This is a genomic window from Paracoccus hibiscisoli (assembly GCF_005048265.1).
GTDB classification, from domain to species: domain Bacteria; phylum Pseudomonadota; class Alphaproteobacteria; order Rhodobacterales; family Rhodobacteraceae; genus Paracoccus; species Paracoccus hibiscisoli.
In genome coordinates this window covers 78,518-96,835 of the sequence record NZ_SUNH01000014.1, presented here as the reverse complement: position 1 = coordinate 96,835, position 18,318 = coordinate 78,518, and the positions used below count along the sequence as shown (strand labels likewise).

Annotated in this window: 19 protein-coding genes; 8 read left to right on the top strand and 11 right to left on the bottom strand. The window is 68.0% G+C overall.

What is annotated here, in order from left to right; translation table 11 throughout:
• The first annotated feature begins 35 nt into the window (after positions 1-35).
• The 3 genes from accB to aat are packed head-to-tail and all read left to right on the top strand — an operon-like array spanning position 36 to position 2,536.
• Entirely contained in the window at positions 36-545 is a 510-nt protein-coding gene (gene accB, locus FA740_RS11165; protein WP_136856853.1) for an acetyl-CoA carboxylase biotin carboxyl carrier protein, read from the top strand.
• A 5-nt stretch (positions 546-550) separates the two neighbouring features.
• Entirely contained in the window at positions 551-1,897 is a 1,347-nt protein-coding gene (gene accC, locus FA740_RS11160) for an acetyl-CoA carboxylase biotin carboxylase subunit (protein ID WP_136856852.1), read from the top strand.
• Between the two features lie 6 nt (positions 1,898-1,903).
• Positions 1,904-2,536, top strand: a complete 633-nt coding sequence (aat, locus tag FA740_RS11155; RefSeq protein ID WP_136856851.1) for a leucyl/phenylalanyl-tRNA--protein transferase — start codon at positions 1,904-1,906, stop codon at positions 2,534-2,536.
• On the opposite strand, the gene FA740_RS11150 is transcribed toward aat, so the two are convergent.
• The 5 genes from FA740_RS11150 to FA740_RS11130 all read right to left on the bottom strand — a co-directional run bounded on the left by FA740_RS11150 (position 2,517) and on the right by FA740_RS11130 (position 5,855).
• The gene (locus tag FA740_RS11150; protein ID WP_246053589.1) at positions 2,517-2,867 is read right to left on the bottom strand and encodes a DUF2155 domain-containing protein; all 351 of its coding nucleotides are present in this window, start codon (positions 2,865-2,867) and stop codon (positions 2,517-2,519) included. The genes aat and FA740_RS11150 overlap by 20 nt on opposite strands.
• Complete coding sequence (gene mlaD / locus FA740_RS11145; protein WP_136856850.1) at positions 2,864-3,337, bottom strand: outer membrane lipid asymmetry maintenance protein MlaD; 474 nt, start codon at positions 3,335-3,337, stop codon at positions 2,864-2,866. Before mlaD ends, FA740_RS11150 begins: the two co-directional genes overlap by 4 nt.
• Before the next feature lies 1 nt (position 3,338).
• Positions 3,339-3,713, bottom strand: coding sequence for an NADH:ubiquinone oxidoreductase subunit NDUFA12 (locus FA740_RS11140; RefSeq protein ID WP_136856849.1), 375 nt, complete (start codon positions 3,711-3,713; stop codon positions 3,339-3,341).
• A gap of 84 nt (positions 3,714-3,797) precedes the next feature.
• Positions 3,798-5,063 (bottom strand): ATP-dependent Clp protease ATP-binding subunit ClpX, encoded by a 1,266-nt coding sequence (clpX, locus tag FA740_RS11135; protein ID WP_136856848.1) that lies wholly within the window; start codon positions 5,061-5,063, stop codon positions 3,798-3,800.
• A 159-nt stretch (positions 5,064-5,222) separates the two neighbouring features.
• Positions 5,223-5,855 (bottom strand): ATP-dependent Clp protease proteolytic subunit, encoded by a 633-nt coding sequence (locus tag FA740_RS11130; protein WP_136856847.1) that lies wholly within the window; start codon positions 5,853-5,855, stop codon positions 5,223-5,225.
• 167 nt (positions 5,856-6,022) lie between these two features.
• On the opposite strand from FA740_RS11130, the gene pth reads away from it, so the two are divergent.
• The 4 genes from pth to FA740_RS19710 all read left to right on the top strand — a co-directional run bounded on the left by pth (position 6,023) and on the right by FA740_RS19710 (position 8,745).
• Positions 6,023-6,721, top strand: coding sequence for an aminoacyl-tRNA hydrolase (pth, locus tag FA740_RS11125; RefSeq protein WP_136856846.1), 699 nt, complete (start codon positions 6,023-6,025; stop codon positions 6,719-6,721).
• Positions 6,718-7,716: a DUF2332 domain-containing protein gene (locus FA740_RS11120; protein ID WP_136856845.1), complete on the top strand. Its 999-nt coding sequence runs from the start codon at positions 6,718-6,720 to the stop codon at positions 7,714-7,716. Before pth ends, FA740_RS11120 begins: the two co-directional genes overlap by 4 nt.
• A 61-nt stretch (positions 7,717-7,777) precedes the next feature.
• A complete protein-coding gene (locus FA740_RS11115) occupies positions 7,778-8,152 on the top strand; it encodes a DUF2237 family protein (protein WP_136856844.1) in 375 nt (124 codons plus the stop codon).
• A 284-nt stretch (positions 8,153-8,436) separates the two neighbouring features.
• The gene (locus FA740_RS19710; protein ID WP_169306281.1) at positions 8,437-8,745 is read left to right on the top strand and encodes a DUF4893 domain-containing protein; all 309 of its coding nucleotides are present in this window, start codon (positions 8,437-8,439) and stop codon (positions 8,743-8,745) included.
• Here FA740_RS19710 and trpB read toward each other — a convergent pair whose 3' ends face one another.
• From trpB to xdhA, 5 genes are read right to left on the bottom strand one after another with little or no spacing between them, the layout of a single operon-like run.
• Positions 8,746-9,972 (bottom strand): tryptophan synthase subunit beta, encoded by a 1,227-nt coding sequence (gene trpB, locus FA740_RS11105; RefSeq protein ID WP_136856842.1) that lies wholly within the window; start codon positions 9,970-9,972, stop codon positions 8,746-8,748.
• 59 nt (positions 9,973-10,031) lie between these two features.
• Positions 10,032-11,345, bottom strand: a complete 1,314-nt coding sequence (gene guaD / locus FA740_RS11100) for a guanine deaminase (protein WP_136856841.1) — start codon at positions 11,343-11,345, stop codon at positions 10,032-10,034.
• On the bottom strand, positions 11,333-12,064 hold the full coding sequence (xdhC, locus tag FA740_RS11095) for a xanthine dehydrogenase accessory protein XdhC (protein ID WP_136856840.1): 732 nt from the start codon (positions 12,062-12,064) through the stop codon (positions 11,333-11,335). The genes guaD and xdhC overlap by 13 nt, the downstream gene beginning before the upstream one ends.
• Positions 12,061-14,370 carry a xanthine dehydrogenase molybdopterin binding subunit gene (gene xdhB / locus FA740_RS11090; protein WP_136856839.1) on the bottom strand — a complete coding sequence of 770 codons (2,310 nt, stop codon included), beginning with the start codon at positions 14,368-14,370 and terminating at the stop codon, positions 12,061-12,063. The genes xdhC and xdhB overlap by 4 nt, the downstream gene beginning before the upstream one ends.
• Positions 14,371-14,373: 3 nt before the next feature.
• Entirely contained in the window at positions 14,374-15,822 is a 1,449-nt protein-coding gene (gene xdhA, locus FA740_RS11085; RefSeq protein WP_136856838.1) for a xanthine dehydrogenase small subunit, read from the bottom strand.
• Positions 15,823-15,927: 105 nt separating this feature from the next.
• Here xdhA and FA740_RS11080 point away from each other — a divergent pair, with 105 nt between their 5' ends.
• The gene (locus FA740_RS11080; RefSeq protein WP_136856837.1) at positions 15,928-16,821 is read left to right on the top strand and encodes a LysR family transcriptional regulator; all 894 of its coding nucleotides are present in this window, start codon (positions 15,928-15,930) and stop codon (positions 16,819-16,821) included.
• A gap of 44 nt (positions 16,822-16,865) precedes the next feature.
• Here the strand turns inward: FA740_RS11080 and FA740_RS11075 are convergent, their stop codons facing one another.
• Complete coding sequence (locus tag FA740_RS11075; RefSeq protein ID WP_136856836.1) at positions 16,866-18,269, bottom strand: PepSY-associated TM helix domain-containing protein; 1,404 nt, start codon at positions 18,267-18,269, stop codon at positions 16,866-16,868.
• Between the last annotated feature and the right edge of the window lie 49 nt (positions 18,270-18,318).

The window sequence follows — 18,318 nt, the reverse complement described above, 5'->3', positions numbered from 1 at the left end:
GGACGCGGCCCGAACAGAACATGGCAGAGGATGGCATGAGCAACGATTCCCACCACGACAAGCATCACGAGGGCGACGTGGCCTTCATCCGCTCGCTGGCCGAGCTGCTCAATTCCAGCGAGCTGAACGAGATTCAGGTCAAGCGGGAATACGGCGAACATGACCGCCTGACGGTCAGCCTGACCAAGCAGGGCAAGCAGGTCGTCTATGCCCAGGCCGCAGCCGCCCCCGCCGCTGCAGCCCCCGCCCCGGCGGGAACCCCCGCTCCGGCGGCGTCACCCGCCGCAGCCAGCGCCGACCCGGCCACGCTGCCCGGTGCCGTGACCTCTCCGATGGTCGGCACGGCCTATCTGTCGGCCGAACCGGGTGCCGCACCCTTCGTCACCGTGGGCCAGACCGTGGCCGAGGGCGACACGCTGATGATCGTCGAGGCGATGAAGACGATGAACCACATCCCCGCCCCCCGCGCGGGCACCGTGCGCCGCATCCTGATCGACGATGGCACCCCGGTCGAATTCGGCACGCCACTGATGATCGTCGAGTGACGCCCATGTTCGACAAGATCCTCATCGCCAACCGGGGCGAGATCGCGCTGCGCGTGATCCGCGCCTGCCGCGAGATGGGCATCGCATCGGTCGCGGTCCATTCGACCGCCGATGCCGATGCGATGCATGTCCGCATGGCCGACGAATCGGTCTGCATCGGGCCGCCCTCCTCGACGCACAGCTACCTGTCGATGCCCGCGCTGATCTCGGCCTGCGAGATCACGGGCGCGCAGGCGATCCATCCGGGCTATGGTTTTCTGTCCGAGAATGCCGGCTTCGTTCAGATGCTGGAAGATCACGACATCACCTTCATCGGCCCGCGCGCGGAACATATCCGCATCATGGGCGACAAGATCACCGCCAAGGACACGATGAAGGCCCTGGGCGTCCCCTGTGTGCCCGGCAGCGAGGGCGGCGTGAACGACGTCGACGAGGCCAAGCAGGTCGCGGCCCAGATCGGCTATCCGGTCATCATCAAGGCCACGGCGGGCGGCGGCGGCCGCGGCATGAAGGTCGCCGAGAACGAGGCGGGCCTTGAGGTCGCCTTCCGCACCGCCCGGTCCGAGGCCAAGGCCGCCTTCGGCAATCCCGACGTCTATATCGAGAAGTACCTGCAGCGCCCCCGCCATATCGAGATCCAGGTCTTTGGCGACGGCAAGGGCCGCGCCGTCCATCTGGGCGAACGCGACTGCTCGCTGCAGCGCCGCCACCAGAAGGTGCTGGAGGAGGCCCCCGGCCCCGCCATCACCCCTGAACAGCGCGCCCGCATCGGCAAGGTCTGCGCCGACGCGGTGGCCAAGATCGGCTATTCCGGCGCCGGCACGATCGAGTTCCTGTTCGAGGATGGCGAGTTCTATTTCATCGAGATGAACACCCGCCTGCAGGTGGAACATCCGGTGACCGAGGCCATCTTTGGCGTCGATCTGGTCCGCCAGCAGATCCGCGTCGCCGCAGGCCTGCCGATGGAGTTCCACCAAGAGGATCTGGTGATCAACGGCCATTCCATCGAGGTGCGGATCAACGCCGAAAAGGTGCCGGGCTTTTCGCCCTGCCCCGGCAAGATCACCCAGTATCACGCACCGGGCGGTCTGGGCGTGCGGATGGATTCGGCGCTCTATCAGGGCTATTCGATCCCGCCCTATTACGACAGCCTGATCGGCAAGCTGATCGTGCATGGTCGCGACCGCGACGAGGCGCTGGCCCGCCTGTCGCGCGCCCTGGGAGAGTTGATCGTGGACGGCGTGGACACGACCGTGCCGCTGTTCCGCGACCTGCTGGCCGAGCCGGACATCCAGTCGGGGAACTACTCGATCCACTGGCTGGAGCGCTGGCTGGCGCAGCACTACGCGTAAGGCCCGATGATCACGCCCGCGCAACTGCTGACCGGCTATGCGCGCGGCGTGTTTCCCATGGCCGAAAGCGCGGATGACGACCGCCTCTACTGGTTCGACCCCCCGATGCGGGGGGTCCTTCCGGTCGGGGGCGTGCACGCCTCGCGTTCGTTGCGTCGAGACCTGCGCCGGGGCGGCTGGTCGGCGCATCTGGACGGCGATTTCGACGCCGCCGTGGCCGCCTGCGCGGATCGCGACACGACCTGGATCAACGCACCCCTAGCGGAACTTTATCGCCAACTGCATGATGCCGGGCACGCCCACGCGATCGAGGTGCGCCGCGACGGCGTGTTCGCCGGCTGCATCTTCGGCATCACCATTGGCGGGGCGTTTTTCGGCGAATCGATGATGTCCGCGCAAGAGAATGGGTCGCGGATGGCGCTGCTCTGGACGTCCAGCCACCTGCAGCGCTGTGGCTTCACCCTGTTTGACACGCAATTCCTGACGCCGCACCTGGCCCGGATGGGTGGGGTCGAAATACCGCGCACAGCCTATCGCAGCCGTCTTGCCTCTGCCCTGCGGCGCGAGGCCGACTTTCGCGCGCAACCCCTGCTTTCGGCGGCTGCCCTGACGTCGGGCCTCAGTCCTGGCAGCTCATGACCCAGACGTCATAGCGCGCATCGTCCAGCGCCGACAGCGCCGGCGAGCTGGCAATCATCCACCCGCTGAAGACCGAGGCGTTCTGCCGCAGGTCGGTGATGGCCACCTGGGCGAAGGCATCGGAACTGGGATCGCCAGAGGGATAGCGGCATTCCCCCAGCCTGATCTCCAACCTGCCATAGCGGACGGCCTCTCCGACTTGCAGCGGCAGGTCGGTGGTCCGACCGGACACCTTGTCCAGCCCCCGCAGCATCGCCCCCGAGGCCCGCATGGTTTCCTGCGACACGGCGGGCGTGGCCGACAGCATCAGGCACATCGCAAGACGGATCACGGCGCGTCCCCTGCCGCCTGGCTGTCGACGAATTTCAGCATCAGCTGCAGCAGGCTGACGGCGCCCTGGACATCCTCGATCTCATCGCCGGGGGCCAGGTTGTCGGGGCTGCCGCCCGGCTGCAGCTGGATATAGGCGCCGCCCAGCAGACCGTCCGACTGGATCAGCGCGGCGCTGTCGGTCGGCAGGACAATGTCCTGCGGGATGGTCAGGACGGCATCGGCCAGATAGGTCTGGGGATTGAGGCGGATCTCGCTGACCCGACCGATGCGCACACCGGCCAGACGCACTTCGGTGCCCACCGCGACTCCGTCGACATCGGGAAAGGACGCGGTGACCTGATAGCCCGACGCCCGCGGCCACCGATCCTGCGCGGCCCATGCCAGGAAGCCTGCGGCGACCAGCAACACGACGCCGCCCGCGATCAGTTCCGCCGTCGCCTCAGTGCGCGGGGCTGTGCCTTGGGCCATCTTATTCGGGGCGCCACGCGTCATAATCGCTGCGCACCGCAGGCTGCGCCCGATAGAGCGAGCCCGCAGGCACATAGGCGCCCGGCGTGCCGGTCAGGTTCGGCTGATGGGGCTGCTCCCACTCCCGGCGCGGCACGGCCAGTTCGGTCGGAGCCTCGTTCCAGGTGTGGTGCAACCAGCCATGCCATTCCGGGCTGATCTGGCTGGCCTCGGATTCAGCGTTGTAGATCACCCAACGCCGCTTGCCGTCCGCCGTCTTGTAGAAGATGTTTCCGACCGCATCCTCGCCGACCTTCACGCCATTGCGCCAGGTCCAGAACTGGGTGTTGAGCGTCTGGCTGTTCCACCAGGTCAGAAAGCGCAGCAGGAACGACATGGTTGGCACCCTCAAGCAATCGGATTTCCATGGGATATGCCCCAGAACCCGCGCAAGGTCCAGCCTCGCGCGGGCCTCGCGGAGTTATCCGGCCGAGGCCGTTTCCTTCTTGGGATCGACATGGATCAGCAGCGGCTTGGCCGAGGGGTTCTCGACGGCCTCGTCGTTGACGACCACCTCCTGGACGCTGTCCAGACCGGGCAGTTCGAACATGGTGTCCAGCAGGATCTCCTCCATGATCGACCGCAGGCCGCGGGCACCGGTCTTGCGCTTGATGGCGCGCTTGGCGATCGCGGTCAGCGCGTCCTCGGTGAAGGTCAGCTGAACCCCCTCGAGGTCGAACAGGCGCTGATACTGCTTGACCAAGGCGTTCTTCGGCTTGGTCAGGATGATGATCAGCGCTTCCTCGTCCAGGTCGGTCAGGGTCGCAATGACGGGCAGACGGCCGACGAATTCCGGGATCAGGCCGAATTTAAGCAGATCCTCGGGCTCCAGCTCCTTGAACAGCTCGCCCACGCCCTGGTCGCCCGCTTCCTTGACAGAGGCGCCAAAGCCCATCGCGGTGCCCTTGTTGCGCTGCGCGATGATGCGGTCCAGACCCGCGAATGCGCCGCCGCAGATGAACAGGATGTTCGTGGTGTCGACCTGCAGGAACTCCTGCTGGGGATGCTTGCGGCCACCCTGCGGGGGCACCGAGGCGACGGTCCCTTCCATGATCTTCAGCAGGGCCTGCTGCACGCCCTCGCCCGAGACGTCGCGGGTGATCGACGGATTGTCCGACTTGCGCGTGATCTTGTCGACCTCGTCGATGTAGACGATGCCGCGCTGCGCGCGCTCGACGTTGTACTCCGACGACTGCAGCAGCTTGAGGATGATGTTCTCGACATCCTCGCCGACATAGCCGGCTTCGGTCAGCGTGGTGGCATCCGCCATCGTGAAGGGCACGTCCAGGATGCGCGCCAGGGTCTGGGCCAGCAGCGTCTTGCCGCAGCCGGTCGGGCCGATCAGCAGGATGTTCGACTTGGCCAACTCGATATCGGTCTTGGAGCCGTGGTTCAGACGCTTGTAGTGGTTGTGGACGGCCACGGACAGCACGCGCTTGGCATGCTCCTGACCGATCACGTAATCGTCCAGCACGCCGCAGATCTCGCGCGGGGTGGGCACGCCGTCGCCCGATTTCAGGCCGCTGGTCTTGGTCTCCTCGCGGATGATGTCCATGCACAGCTCGACGCATTCATCGCAGATGAACACGGTCGGTCCCGCGATCAGCTTGCGGACCTCGTGCTGGCTCTTGCCGCAGAAGCTGCAATAGAGCGTGTTCTTGCTGTCGCCGCCGGACTGGTTCGCCATCGTCCATTTCCTAAACTACCGCCACGCAAGGCCGCGTCGCGGGCGACGGCGGGACTGTCCCGCGCGCCGCATCTTCGGTTCCCCTGCGCCGGATCGGCCGCCGCAGGTCATTCGCACCATGTTACGGGCCAGCCCGGCCCGTCACAATCCCCCGGAGGCCTATTTCTTCTCCGGCACGGCCTTGCCGCGCGGGGCCAGAACCTCGTCGATCAGGCCCCAGTCCTTGGCATCCTCGGCGGTCATGAAGCGGTCGCGCTCCAGCGCCTCCTCGACCTCGGACAGCGACTTGCCGGTGTGGTGGACATAAATCTCGTTCAGGCGCCGCTTGAGCTTCTCGGTCTCGCGCGCATGGATCAGGATGTCGGTGGCCTGGCCCTGATACCCGCCCGAGGGCTGGTGCACCATCACGCGGCTGTTGGGCAGCGAATAGCGCAGGCCGGGTTCGCCCGCGGCCAGCAACAGCGAGCCCATCGAGGCCGCCTGCCCCACCACCAGCGTCGAGACCCGCGGCTTGATGTACTGCATCGTGTCATAGATCGACAGGCCGGAGGTCACGACACCGCCGGGGCTGTTGATATACATGCTGATATCCTTGGACGGGTTCTCCGCCTCCAGGAACAGCAGCTGCGCGCAGATCAGCGTGGACATGCCGTCATGGACCGGTCCCGAAACGAAGATGATCCGTTCCTTGAGCAGCCGCGAGAAGATGTCATAGGCCCGTTCCCCGCGAGAGGTCTGTTCGACCACCATGGGAACAAGGGTGTTCATGTAGAATTCTGCCGGATCGCTCATCGTCTGTCCTTGCCGTTACGTCCCTGTCCCCGCGATTCGTCCGGGCCTGAATCCCTGTCTTAGCCGCGAAAGGTTGACAGAGTCTTAGTAACGGGCAAGGACAGCCGCAAGGGATGGAACGAAAATCGACCCGCGCGCCCCCTCGCGCGACCGGACAGGAGGCAGCGATGAAGCTGATCGTGGGCTTGGGCAATCCCGGCGCGAAATATGCGTGCAATCGTCACAACATTGGCTTCATGGCGCTGGACCGGATCGCCGCCGACCACGGATTCGGGCCCTGGCGGACACGGTTTCAGGGGCTGACGGCAGAGGGGCAGCTGGGGGACACGCGCGTCACCCTGCTCAAGCCGCAGACATTCATGAACCTGTCGGGGCAGTCCGTGGGCGAGGCGATGCGCTATCTGAAGCTGACCCCCCAGGACGTGATCGTGCTGCATGACGAGCTGGACCTGGCCCCCGGCAAGGCCCGCGTCAAGCAGGGCGGCGGGCATGCGGGGCATAACGGGTTGCGCTCGATGCACCAGCATATCGGGGCGGAATACGGGCGCGTCAGGCTGGGCATCGGGCATCCCGGCCACAAGGATCGCGTGGCGGGATACGTGCTGTCGGATTTCGCCAAGGCCGAACAGGACTGGCTGGACGACCTGCTGCGCGGCATCTCGGACGGGGCGGTGGCGCTGGCGGCGGGCGACGGGGGCCGGTTCCAGAACGCGGTCGCCAACCGCACCGCACCCGCGCGCAACAGCGGCAGCGAGGCGCCGAAGCCCAAGCCCGCCCCGAAACCTGCCGCGCAGGCGCCCGAACCCGCCGCCCGCCCCGACACGCTGGCCGACCGGCTGCGCGCCCTGACCGACCGCTTTCGGTGAGCGCGGTGACCCAGGCCTTCGCCCGTCAGGCGCAGGCCTGCGCGGCGCTCGGCTCTCTGCTGACGGCGGCACTGTGCCGCATGCTGCCCGAGGCATTGGATGGCCCGGTGGGCGCCCGCGTCCGCGACTGGCCGGGCGATCCGTCGAACCGGGCGGATTCGCTGCCCTTGCGGCTGTGCGGGGCGCTGCATGCGCTGGTGCTGACCGATGCCGCGCCCGCGCTGGCGGCGGCCTACCGGGCGCGCCGCGTCACGCCCGCGCTGCTGCGCGCGACCCTGCTGCAGCATGCCGACACGGTGCTGGACTGGCTAGACAGCCCGCCCCAGACCAACGAAGTCGCCCGCGCGGCCGCCCTGATCGGCGCGGCGCGCCACCTGGCGGCCCTGTCACCCCTGCCCCTGCGGCTGCTGGAGCTGGGCGCCTCGGCCGGGCTGAACCTCAACTTCGACCGCTTTCACCTGGGGTCGGGGCCGGGCGCCGTGGTGCTGACGCCGGAATGGTCCGGTCCCGTGCCGCAATCCGCCTTTGTGGTGGCCAGCCGGCGGGGCGTCGATCTGAACCCGCTGGACCCTGATCGCGACGGGCTGCGGCTGATGGCCTATTGCTGGGCCGATCAGGACGACCGCCTGGCGCGGCTGCGCGCCGCGCTGGATCTGGCGCGCAGGCACCCGGTGCGGGTCGACCGGGGCGATGCGGGGCAATGGCTGGCGGAACGGCTGGCCGCGCCCGCGCCGGGGCGGCTGACGCTGGTCTATCATACCATCGTCGCCCAGTATTTCCCGCCCGCCACCCGGACCGCCTGCGCCGAGGCGCTGGCGCATGCGGGCGGCATCGCCACCCCCGACGCGCCGCTGGCCCATCTGCGGATGGAGGCCGACGGCGGGCCCGACGCGGCGCTGGACCTGACCCTGTGGGACGGGACGCGGCGCGACTGGTCGCTTGGGCGCGCGGATTTCCACGGCAGGCACATCCTGTGGCAGCCACGCCCGATGTGACCGCCTGCCCCCTTTCCTTGGCGGCCCCCCGCGCCTAACCTGTCCCAAAGAGGAGACCGGCATGGAGCCTTCGATCAACGTCCTGGGTGGCGCGCTGCAGCCCTGCTCGACCGCCCCGGTCACCGGGTTCTATCGCAACGGCTGCTGCGATACCGGCCCCGAGGATCGCGGCAGCCACACGGTCTGCGTGATCCTGACCGACGAATTCCTGGCCATGTCGCGTTATCTGGGCAACGACCTGACCACGCCGCGCCCGGAATGGGGCTTTCCGGGGCTGAAGGCAGGCGACCGCTGGTGCCTGTGCGCCAGCCGCTTTCTGCAGGCCGCGCAGGAGTTTGCGGCGCCGGTCGTGGTGCTGGAATCGACCCATCGGCGGGCGCTGGACCTCGTGCCGCTGGACCTGCTGCGCCGCCATGCGCAAAGCGATGCGCAATAGGGCGCTGCTGATCGCGGCCCTGCTGATGGGCGCGGCACCGGCTGCGGCCCTGGGGCCGTCGTTGGACGCGGTGATCCGCGCCGATGACGTGGCAAGGCTGGATCAGCTGGACCCGATCACGGGCCGCACCCTGCGCGACGCGCTGGCCCAGGGGTCCGCGGATGATCGCGCCGTGCTGGTGGCGGGGCTGTCGGGCGCGGCCCTGCCCGACGATCAGGCGGCGGCGATCCTGCCCGGCGACTGGTCCTGTCGGATGCTCAAGCTGGGGGGGGGGGCTGGCGCTGGTGGTCTATCAGCCGTTCCAGTGCCGCATCGACGCCGATGGCGGCCTGGTCAAGCTGACCGGATCACAGCGCATGTCCGGCCGGATCGGGCTGGTCGCGGGCCGTCTGACGTATCTGGGCACGGGCCATGTCGCAGGCGACACGCCCCTGCCCTATGAGGCGCTGCCGCCCCGGACCGACCCCACGGCAAGCCCGCAGCTGGTCCCCGAGGCGGGCCTGGTCGAGGTCACGGGCCGCAACGCCGCCCGCATCCTGATGCCCGCCCCGGTCCTGGAATCGGACCTGAACATCCTGCTGCTGAGCCGCTGATCAGGTCTTGATGTCGAACCCCAGATGCTTGGCGACGGTGAAGATGTCCTTGTCGCCGCGTCCGCACATGTTCATCACGATGATATGGTCGGCAGGCAGGTCGGGCGCGATCTTGATGACATGGGCCAGGGCGTGGGCGGGCTCCAGCGCGGGGATGATCCCCTCCAGCGCGCAGCACAGCTGGAACGCGCCAAGCGCCTCATCGTCGGTGATGCTGACATACTCGGCGCGGCCCATATCCTTCAGCCAGGCATGTTCGGGGCCGATGCCCGGATAATCCAGGCCCGCGCTGATCGAATGGCCCTCCAGGATCTGGCCGTCATCGTCCTGCAGCAGATAGGTGCGGTTGCCGTGCAGCACGCCTGCGCGCCCGCCCGACAGGCTGGCGCAATGCTGCATGCGGTCGTCGACGCCCTTGCCCCCGGCCTCGACGCCGATGATGCGGACCTCCTTGTCGTCCAGGAAGGGATAGAACAGCCCCATGGCGTTCGACCCGCCGCCGATGGCCGCGATGATCGTGTCGGGCAGGCGGCCTTCGCGCGGCATGATCTGTTCGCGCACCTCTTTGCCGATGATCGACTGGAAATCGCGCACCATCGCCGGATAGGGATGCGGCCCCGCCACCGTGCCGATGCAATAGAAGGTGTCGCGCACATTGGTCACCCAATCGCGCAGCGCGTCGTTCATCGCGTCCTTCAGCGTGCCGCGGCCGCTGGTCACGGGCACCACCTCGGCGCCCAGCAGGCGCATGCGGAACACGTTGGGTGCCTGGCGTTCGACATCATGCGCGCCCATATAGACCACGCATTTCAGCCCGAAGCGCGCGCAGACGGTGGCCGTCGCCACGCCGTGCTGACCCGCGCCGGTTTCCGCGATGATACGGGTCTTGCCCATGCGGATCGCCAGCAGGATCTGGCCCAGCACGTTGTTGATCTTGTGCGCGCCGGTATGGTTCAGCTCGTCGCGCTTCATATAGACCTTGGCGCCGCCCAGATGCTCGGTCATGCGCTCCGCGAAATAGAGCGGGCTGGGGCGGCCCACGTAATGGGTCCACAGATCGTTCATCTGGTCCCAGAAGGCCGGGTCGGTCTTGGCACGTTCGTATTCGGCCTCCAGCTCCAGGATCAGCGGCATCAGCGTCTCGCTGACGAACCGCCCGCCATAGATGCCGAAACGGCCCTGCTCGTCGGGACCGGTGGTAAAGCTGTTCAGCAGATCGTCGGCCATGGGATGCGCCTTTGGGTCAGGATGGGATGCGGGCCACGGATCGGCCCCTTGGCACCGTTCTAGCCCCGTTCGGCGGCGGATTGAAGCCCGCGCGGACCTTCCTTGCAGGGTCGGCCTGCGACATATGTTTGCGCGACGGCCCGGTCGTCGCCCATGATCTGCAGGATGAACAGTTCCTCGGCCAGGGTGGTGGCGCGTTCCGCCCGCAGCGCCATGGCGGGGGTCGCGCAAGGGTCCAGCACCACCAGATCGGCGGCGCTGCCGGGGGCCAGGGTGCCGATTTCGGACTCCAGGCCCAGGGTCAGGGCATTGCCGCGCGTGGCCCAGTGGAAGGCCGTCAGCGGGTGCATCTTCTGGCCCTGCAGCTGCAGGATCTTGTAGCCCTCGGCCAGGGTGGTCAGCATCGACCAGCTGGTGCCGCCGCCCACATCGGTGGCGATGCCGCTGGTGATGCCCCGCCCGCGCAGCCCCTGCGCATCGAACAGCCCCGACCCCAGGAACAGGTTCGAGGTCGGGCAGAAGACCGGGCGGCTGTCGGTTTCGGCAATACGGTCGATCTCGCGCGGTTCCAGATGGATCGAATGGCCCAGCAGGGCGCGCGGCCCCAGAAGACCATAGTGATCATAGATATCCAAATAATCCCGGGCCTTGAGATACAGACTTAAGGTAAAGTCGATCTCGTCCCGGTTCTCGGACAGGTGCGTCTGCAGATGCAGGCCGGGGTTCTCGCGGACCAGCGCGCCCGCCATCTCCATCTGTTCCGGGCTGGAGGTGATCGCGAAACGCGGCGTGATCGCATAAAGCTGGCGGCCCCTGCCGTGCCACGCCGCGATCAGCGCCGCGCTGTCGTCATAGGACGATTGCGGCGTGTCCTGGACCGCGGGAATGGCGTTGCGGTCCATCATCACCTTACCCGCCACCATCGCCATGTCGCGCGCATGGGCGGCGGTGAACAGCGCCTCCGCGCTGGCCTTGTGGCTGGAGCAGAAGGCCACCGCCGTCGTCGTGCCATGCGCGGTCAGCTGGTCCAGGAACAGGCCCGCCATGCGCGCGGCGTGGTCGGGGTCGGCGAACTGCGCCTCGGCCGGAAAGGTATAGGTGTTCAGCCAGTCCAGCAGCTGCGCGCCCCAGCTGGCGATGACCTGCAACTGCGGGAAATGGAGATGCGGGTCGATGAAGCCCGGCAGGATCAGATGCGGGCGGTGGTCGATCTCGGCCAGCCCCTCGCGGGCCAGATCGGCATGATCGCCCACGGCCAGGATGCGGCCATCCTCGACCAGGATTGCGCCGTTCTCCCAATAACGGTGGTTATCGTCCGTATCCTGGGGATCGGCGTGGAAATCGAGGACGCGGCCCCGGATCAGCTGTTGCATGCGGTCTTCTTTGTCTGGGTCGCGGTCAGGCACGCCATCAGTTCGGCGGCGGTAAAGGCGGCGATAATTTCGGGGCGCTTGTCGCGGCTTAAGCCCGCCCCGATGGGACAGGTCAGGGGCGCGGGGTCGATCCCCCGGTCGCGGGCGAAACGGCTGAACTGGGCGCGCTTGGTCGCGCTGCCGATCATGCCGACATAGGACAGGTCCGTGCGGGCCAGCGCCTCGGCGGCCAGCAGGAAATCCAGCGCGTGGTCATGGGTCAGGATGATGATGGCCGTGCCGAGACGCGCGGCGCGGATCTGCGCCTCGGGCAGCGGCGTCAGCAGCGTGGGGCCGATGGCGCGGGCCAACTCATCGGCGCGACTGTCGATCAGCAAGGTGTTGACCGGCAGGTGCTGCATCAGCGCCGACAGCGCGCGGCCCACATGACCTGCGCCAAAGATCAGCACGTCCGGCCGGTCCTGCGGCGTCGCCGCCTGCCGGTCCAGCGCCAGCACCACGCGCCCGCCGCAGCACTGCCCGATCTCGGGGCCCAGGGGGATGTCCATGCGCGCCTCGGCCTCGCCCCGCGCCAGCATCTGGCGGGCGCGGTCGATGGCCATGTATTCCAGCTGGCCGCCACCGATGGTGCCCTGCGTGGCATCCGGGGTCACGATCATCTCGGCCCCCGCCTCGCGCGGGGTCGATCCGCGCGCGGATATGACCCGGACGCGGATCATCCGCGCAGCCGCTCCACCGCCATCAGCACGCGTTCGGGCGTGGCGGGGGCGTCCAGTCGCGCCGGTTCGCGATAGTCCGCGACCGAGGCCACGGCCATGTTGATCGCCTCGAACACGCTGATGCCCAGGACGAAGGGCGGCTCTCCCACGGCTTTCGACCGCTTGATGGTGCGCTCGGTCGCCTCGGACCAGTCGGCCAGCGCCACGTTGAAGACGCGCGGACGGTCGGAGGCCAGCGGCACCTTGTAGGTGGAGGGCGCATGCGTCCGCAGCCGGCCCTTGTCGTCCCACCACAGCTCCTCGGTGGTCAGCCAGCCCGCGCCCTGCACAAAGGCCCCCTCGACCTGGCCCCGGTCCAGCGCGGGGTTCAGGCTGCGGCCCACGTCATGCAGGATGTCGGCCCGGTCGATCACATACTCTCCGGTCAGCGTGTCCACCGACACCTCGGACACCGCCGCCCCATAGGCGAAGTAATAGAAAGGCCGCCCCTGTCCCGTGCTGCGGTCCCAATGGATCTTGGGCGTCTTGTAGAACCCCGCCGCCGACAGCTGGATGCGCGCCATATAGGCCGCGCGGATCACCTGGTTGAAGGCGATCATCTGGTCGCCCGCCCGCACATGACCCGGCACGAAGACCACCTGATCCTCGGCGACCTTCCAGTTTTCCGCCACGAAGGCCACCAGCCGCGCCTTGATCTGATTGGCCGCGTCCAGCGCCGCCATGCCGTTCAGGTCGGTCCCCGAGGAGGCCGCCGTGGCGGAGGTGTTCGGCACCTTTTCCGTCGTCGTCCTGGTGATCTTGATGCGGCTGATGTCGCATTGGAACGCCTCGGCCACGACCTGGGCGACCTTGGTGTTCAGGCCCTGCCCCATCTCGGTCCCGCCATGGTTCAGGTGGATCGAGCCGTCGGAATAGACATGGATCAGCGCCCCCGCCTGGTTGAACCAGGTCGCGGTAAAGCTGATGCCGAACTTGACCGGGGTCAGCGCAATGCCCTTGCGGATCACGCCCCCGCGCGCGTTCCAGTCCAGCACCGCCTGCCTGCGCGCCTGATAGTCGCTGGTCGCCTCCAGCTCCTCGATCAGGCGCGGCAGGATCTGGTCCTGCACCTCCTGGTGATAGGGGGTCAGCTGGCCGTTCTGATACAGATTGCGCTTGCGCACCTCCAGCGGGTCGAGGCCCAGGGCATAGCCGATCTCCTCGACCATGCGTTCGGCCATGATCGCGCCCTGCGGCCCGCCAAAGCCCCGGAATGCCGTGTTGCTGACCGTGTTCGTGCGCATCGGATGCGACGAGACCCGCACATCGGGATAGAAATAGGCGTTGTCGGCGTGAAACAGCGCCCGGTCCGTGACCGGGCCGGAGAGATCCGCCGAAAACCCGCAGCGCGCATAGAGATCGCCCTCCACCGCCCGGATGCGGCCGTCATCGTCAAAGCCCACCGCATAGTCGATCACGAAGTCATGCCGCTTGCCGGTCGCGGTCATGTCGTCGTCGCGGTCGGGGCGGATCTTGACCGCGCGGTGCCAGCGTTTCGCGGCCACGGCGGCAACGCAGGCAAAGAGGTTCATCTGCGTCTCCTTCCCGCCGAACCCCCCGCCCATACGGCGCACGTTCACCACGACCGCATTGCTGGGCACGCCCAGGACATGGGCGACCATGTGCTGCACCTCGGACGGGTGCTGGGTCGAGACATGCATCGCGACCTCGTCATCCTCGCCCGGAATGGCCAGGGCGATCTGCCCCTCCAGATAGAAGTGATCCTGCCCGCCCACGGCAAAGCGCCCGGTGATCCGGCGCGGCGCCTCGGCCATGGCCGCCACCGCATCGCCACGCGTCAGCGTCAGCGGGTCGGTCACATAGCCCCTGCCCGCATCCCGCGCCGCGATCGGGTCCAGCGCATGGGGCAGCGCGTCATAGTCTATCCGCGCCTTATGCGCCGCGCGCCGGGCCTGGTCGCGGGTTTCCGCAATCACGGCAAAGACCGGCTGGCCCCAGAAATGCACCACGCCGTCGGCAAAGATCGGGTCGTCGTTCTTGCCATTGGGCGAGACGTCGTTGACGCCCGGCAGGTCATCGGCGGTCAGCACGCCCAGCACGCCGGGCTGGGCCAGCGTGTCGGTGAAATCCATCCCCGTGATGCGGCCATGCGCGCAGGTGGACAGGCCCAGATAGGCGTGGATCGTGCCGGTCGGCTCCACCAGATCGTCGGTATATTCGGCGCGGCCCGTGACATGCTTGATGGCGCTGTCATGCGCCGTGTCCTGATGCGCCTGGCCGGTGATGGGGGCGGTGTCGTCCTTCATGGCTCAGACTCCTTCGCTCTGGCGCAGCCGCACGGGCAGGCCGGGTTCGGATTGCTCCAGCCAGAAGCGGCGGATCAGGTTGCGCGCGACGGTGGCGCGGTATTCGGCGCTGGCGCGCATATCGGTCATCGGCTGGAAATCGTCGGCGATGGCGCGGGCGGCGGCATCAAAAGCAGCCTCGGCAAAGGGCTGACCCACCAGCGCCGCTTCGGCCGCGCGGGCGCGTTTGGGGGTGCCCGCCATGCCGCCAAAGGCCAGCCGCGCGCCGGTGATCACGCCGTCCGCGACATCGACGCAGATGCCCGCCGCGACCGAGGTGATGTCGCTGTCGCGCCGCTTGCTGATCTTGTAGGCGGCGACGCGCGCTTGGCGGTGGATGGGGATCAGGATCGCCTCGACGAACTCGCCGGGCTGGCGGTCCTGCTTGCCATAATCGATGAAGAACGCCTCCAGCGGCATCTCGCGGCGCTGATCGCCCCGGCGCAGCACGATCCGCGCATCCAGCGCGATCAGCAGCGGCGGCGTGTCGCCGATGGGCGATCCGTTGGCGATGTTCGCGCCGATGGTGCCCGCATTGCGCACCTGCCAGCCACCGATCCGCGACCAGTATTCCGCCGCCTGCGGGATGTGGCGCGCGATCACCCGCGCGGCCTCGGAATAGGTGACGCCCGCGCCAAGGTGGATCAGGTCACCCTCGACCGTGATCTCCTTCATCAAGTGCCCGATAAAGATGGCGGGGCTGATGTCGCGCATGAATTTCGTGACCCACAGGCCAACATCGGTGGCCCCGGCGACCAGCGTGGCGCCGGGCTCCTCCAGCAGGGCCGCGGCCAGGTCGTCGGTATCGGCGGGGACCAGTGCCCGGTCCGCGCCGCGCGCAAGCGAAACGCGCGCGCCACGCATCCCGGCCAGGCGCGCGGCCACCGTCTCGCGTTCGCGGGCCAGCGCGTCCTGGGCCTGCCCTCCGGCCGCCCCCGCCGCCAGGGCGGCCCGGATGATCGGCGCATAGCCGGTGCAGCGGCAGATATTGCCCTGCAGCGCGGTCTCGATCTCGGCCGCGCCCGCGTCGGGGTTGGTCATCCACAGCCCATACAGCGCCATGACGATCCCCGGCGTGCAGAAGCCGCATTGGCTGCCGTGATGCGCGACCATGGCTGCCTGGACGGGGTGCAGCCCACCATCGGGGCCGCGCAGATGCTCGACCGTGACGATATGGGTCGCGTGGCACGACGCCATCAGCCGGATGCAGGCGTTGATCGGCTCATAGACCAGGCCATCGGGCGTCAGGCGGCCCGCCAGCACGGTGCAGGCGCCGCAATCGCCCTCGGCGCAGCCCTCCTTGGTGCCGGTCATGCGGCGCGTCAGGCGCAGGTGATCCAGCAGCGTGTCAGAGGCGCCGACCTCGGTCAGGGCCACCTCGGTGTCGTTGAGCAGAAAACGCAGCTGGGTCATGGGGGTCTTTCCTTGCATGGTCCGATGCTAGGCCCGAACGTGTGGACGTGAAATCGCCCGTGGCATAGAAGACTTTACACGAAACGTTGAAAGCGGGCCAATCTCATGTCCTATCTGGAAAGCCTGCGGGTCTTTGTGCGGGTGGTCGAGCTGGGCTCGATCACCGCCGGAGGCAGGGATCTGCGGCTTTCGCCGGCAGTTGCCTCCAATCGCATCAAGGATCTTGAAAATCGGTTCGGGCTGCGGCTTCTGAACCGCACCACGCGCAAGCTGACGCCGACCGAGATCGGGCGCGCCTTCTATGACCATGCGCGGCGCGTCATCGACACGCTGGACGAGGCCGAGGCGCTGGTCAGCAGCTTTTCGGGCAAGCCGCAGGGCGTGATCCGGCTGACCGCGCCCCTGGGGCTGGGACGTCGGCTGATCGCGCCGCTGATCCCTGGGTTCTGCGCCGACAATCCGGGCATCGAGATCCGGCTGCGCCTGTCGGACCGCAACGTCAACATCGTCGAGGACGCGATCGACCTGGCCTTCTTTCTGGGCGAGCCTGCGGATTCGGCGCTCAAATGGCGCAAGATCGCGGATTGTCCGCGCGTGCTGGTCACCGCCCCCGCCTATCTGGCGCGCGAGGGTGACCCCGAGGGGCCGGACGATCTGGCCGGGCACAACTGCCTGCTGCTGCGCTATCCGCGCAGCCCGGAATATTACTGGGTGCTGCAGACCGCCGAGGGACCGCGCAAGATGATGGTGCAGGGGCGGTTCGACACGGATGACGGCGACGTGCTGCGCGATTGGGCGCTGGCGGGGCATGGCATCGCGAACCGCCCGATGTACGAGGTCGCGGAGGACCTGGCAGCGGGGCGGCTGGTCGAGGTGCTGCCGGATCACCGCCCCCTGCCTGCGCAGTTCGGCTGTCTGACGCCGCATCGGCGGTTGCAGGACCCCAAGGTGCGGATGTTCGCCGATCATGCGGTGCGGGAATTGCGCCCGCTGTTCTGAACCGCGGGGCTTGGGTCCTTGCCGGGGGCGCAGGGTGGCGCGCCTCAGCTGAAGGCGTGCCTGAGCGCCGGGATGCGCGACAGGACCAGCCCGTCCAGCGCCAAGACCGCGGCGAAGGTGATGCCCGCCATTGGAAAGGCGATGCCGATCGCCAGGCCGGTGACGATCGCGCCCTTCCACAGGGGCATGTTGCGCGGCATCGGCGGGGCCACCAGCCGCGACTGCCCAGAGGGGCGGCGCTTCCACCACAGGACGATGGCAGAGACGCAGAGGAAGATCACCGCCAGGCAGAAGGCGGTGTTGGCCAGCACGCTCCATAATCCGAGGGTGCCCATGTGCAGCGCGATGCCAACGGCCATTGCCTTGCCGGCGATGCTGTAATCGGCATAGCCGACATCGGCCAGAATGCGGCCCGTATGCTGGTCCACATGCACGGTGCGGTCATCGGTGGGGTTCAGGCTGTCGGTGCTCATGCTGTCGCGGGTGAGGGTCCAGACGCCCGTCTCTCCGCGCGGCAGGTTGAGCTGATAACGCCCGTCAAAGCCGATCCGGCGGGCCAGCGCATCAACCGTGTCGATGGTCACGCGGGTGCCGGGAGCCACGCCGGGCGTGCCCGCCCGGCTGCCCGAGGCGGGCATGGGGGTCTGTTCCAGGGCCCAGGGAACCTCCTTGGGGCCGGTGTTCATGCTGGCATGGGTCACGTCGGACAGCGGCACCGCGTCCCATTTCGCGGCCGGAAAGGTTGACCAGGCCTGCACCATCCGACCGCCCCAGACGCCCGCCCAGGACAGGCCCGAAATCAGGAAGAACAGCAGCACGACCGAGATCCAGACTCCGGTCACCCCGTGCAGCGACTTCCACAGCGCCCGTCCCCGCGCGGTCAGGTTCGGGACCAGCGCCGCACGCAGGCCCTGCCCGCGCGGCCACCACAGGTAGAGGCCCGTGGCCAGCAGCATGATGCCAAGCGAGGCCGCGGTCTCGATCATGCGGTCGCCCGCGACGCCCAGAAGCAGGCTGCCATGAACGTCGTCCGCCCAGTCATACCAGCCGCTGCGGCGGGGGAAATCGGTGATGACCTCGGCGCGGTAGGGATCGACGACGACGGTGCGCGGGCCCTCCGCCCCGTCGATGCGGAAGATCGCGGCCAGATCGGGGGCGCGGGGCGCGATGTATTGCACGGGCTCGCCGCCCGGCACGGCGGCGATGGCCACGGCGGCCTGCAGGGTCAGGCTGGCCGGTTCGCCCTGGGGGACGACCGGGATGCGTTCGCCGTCGCGACCGTCCAGATGGGCGATCCACAGCATCATCATGCCGGTCACCGCCAGGATCAGAAAGAAGGGAATGACGAACAATCCGGCATAGAAGTGCCAGCGCCAGGCGGCGCGGTAGAGCTTGGCGGCGCGGCCGGGATCGGCGGCCTCCGCCGGGGCGGTGTCGGTGATGGTCATGGGGATATCCTTGGCGCAGCCGTCACGGAACGGCCTGCGGGCTTGCGAC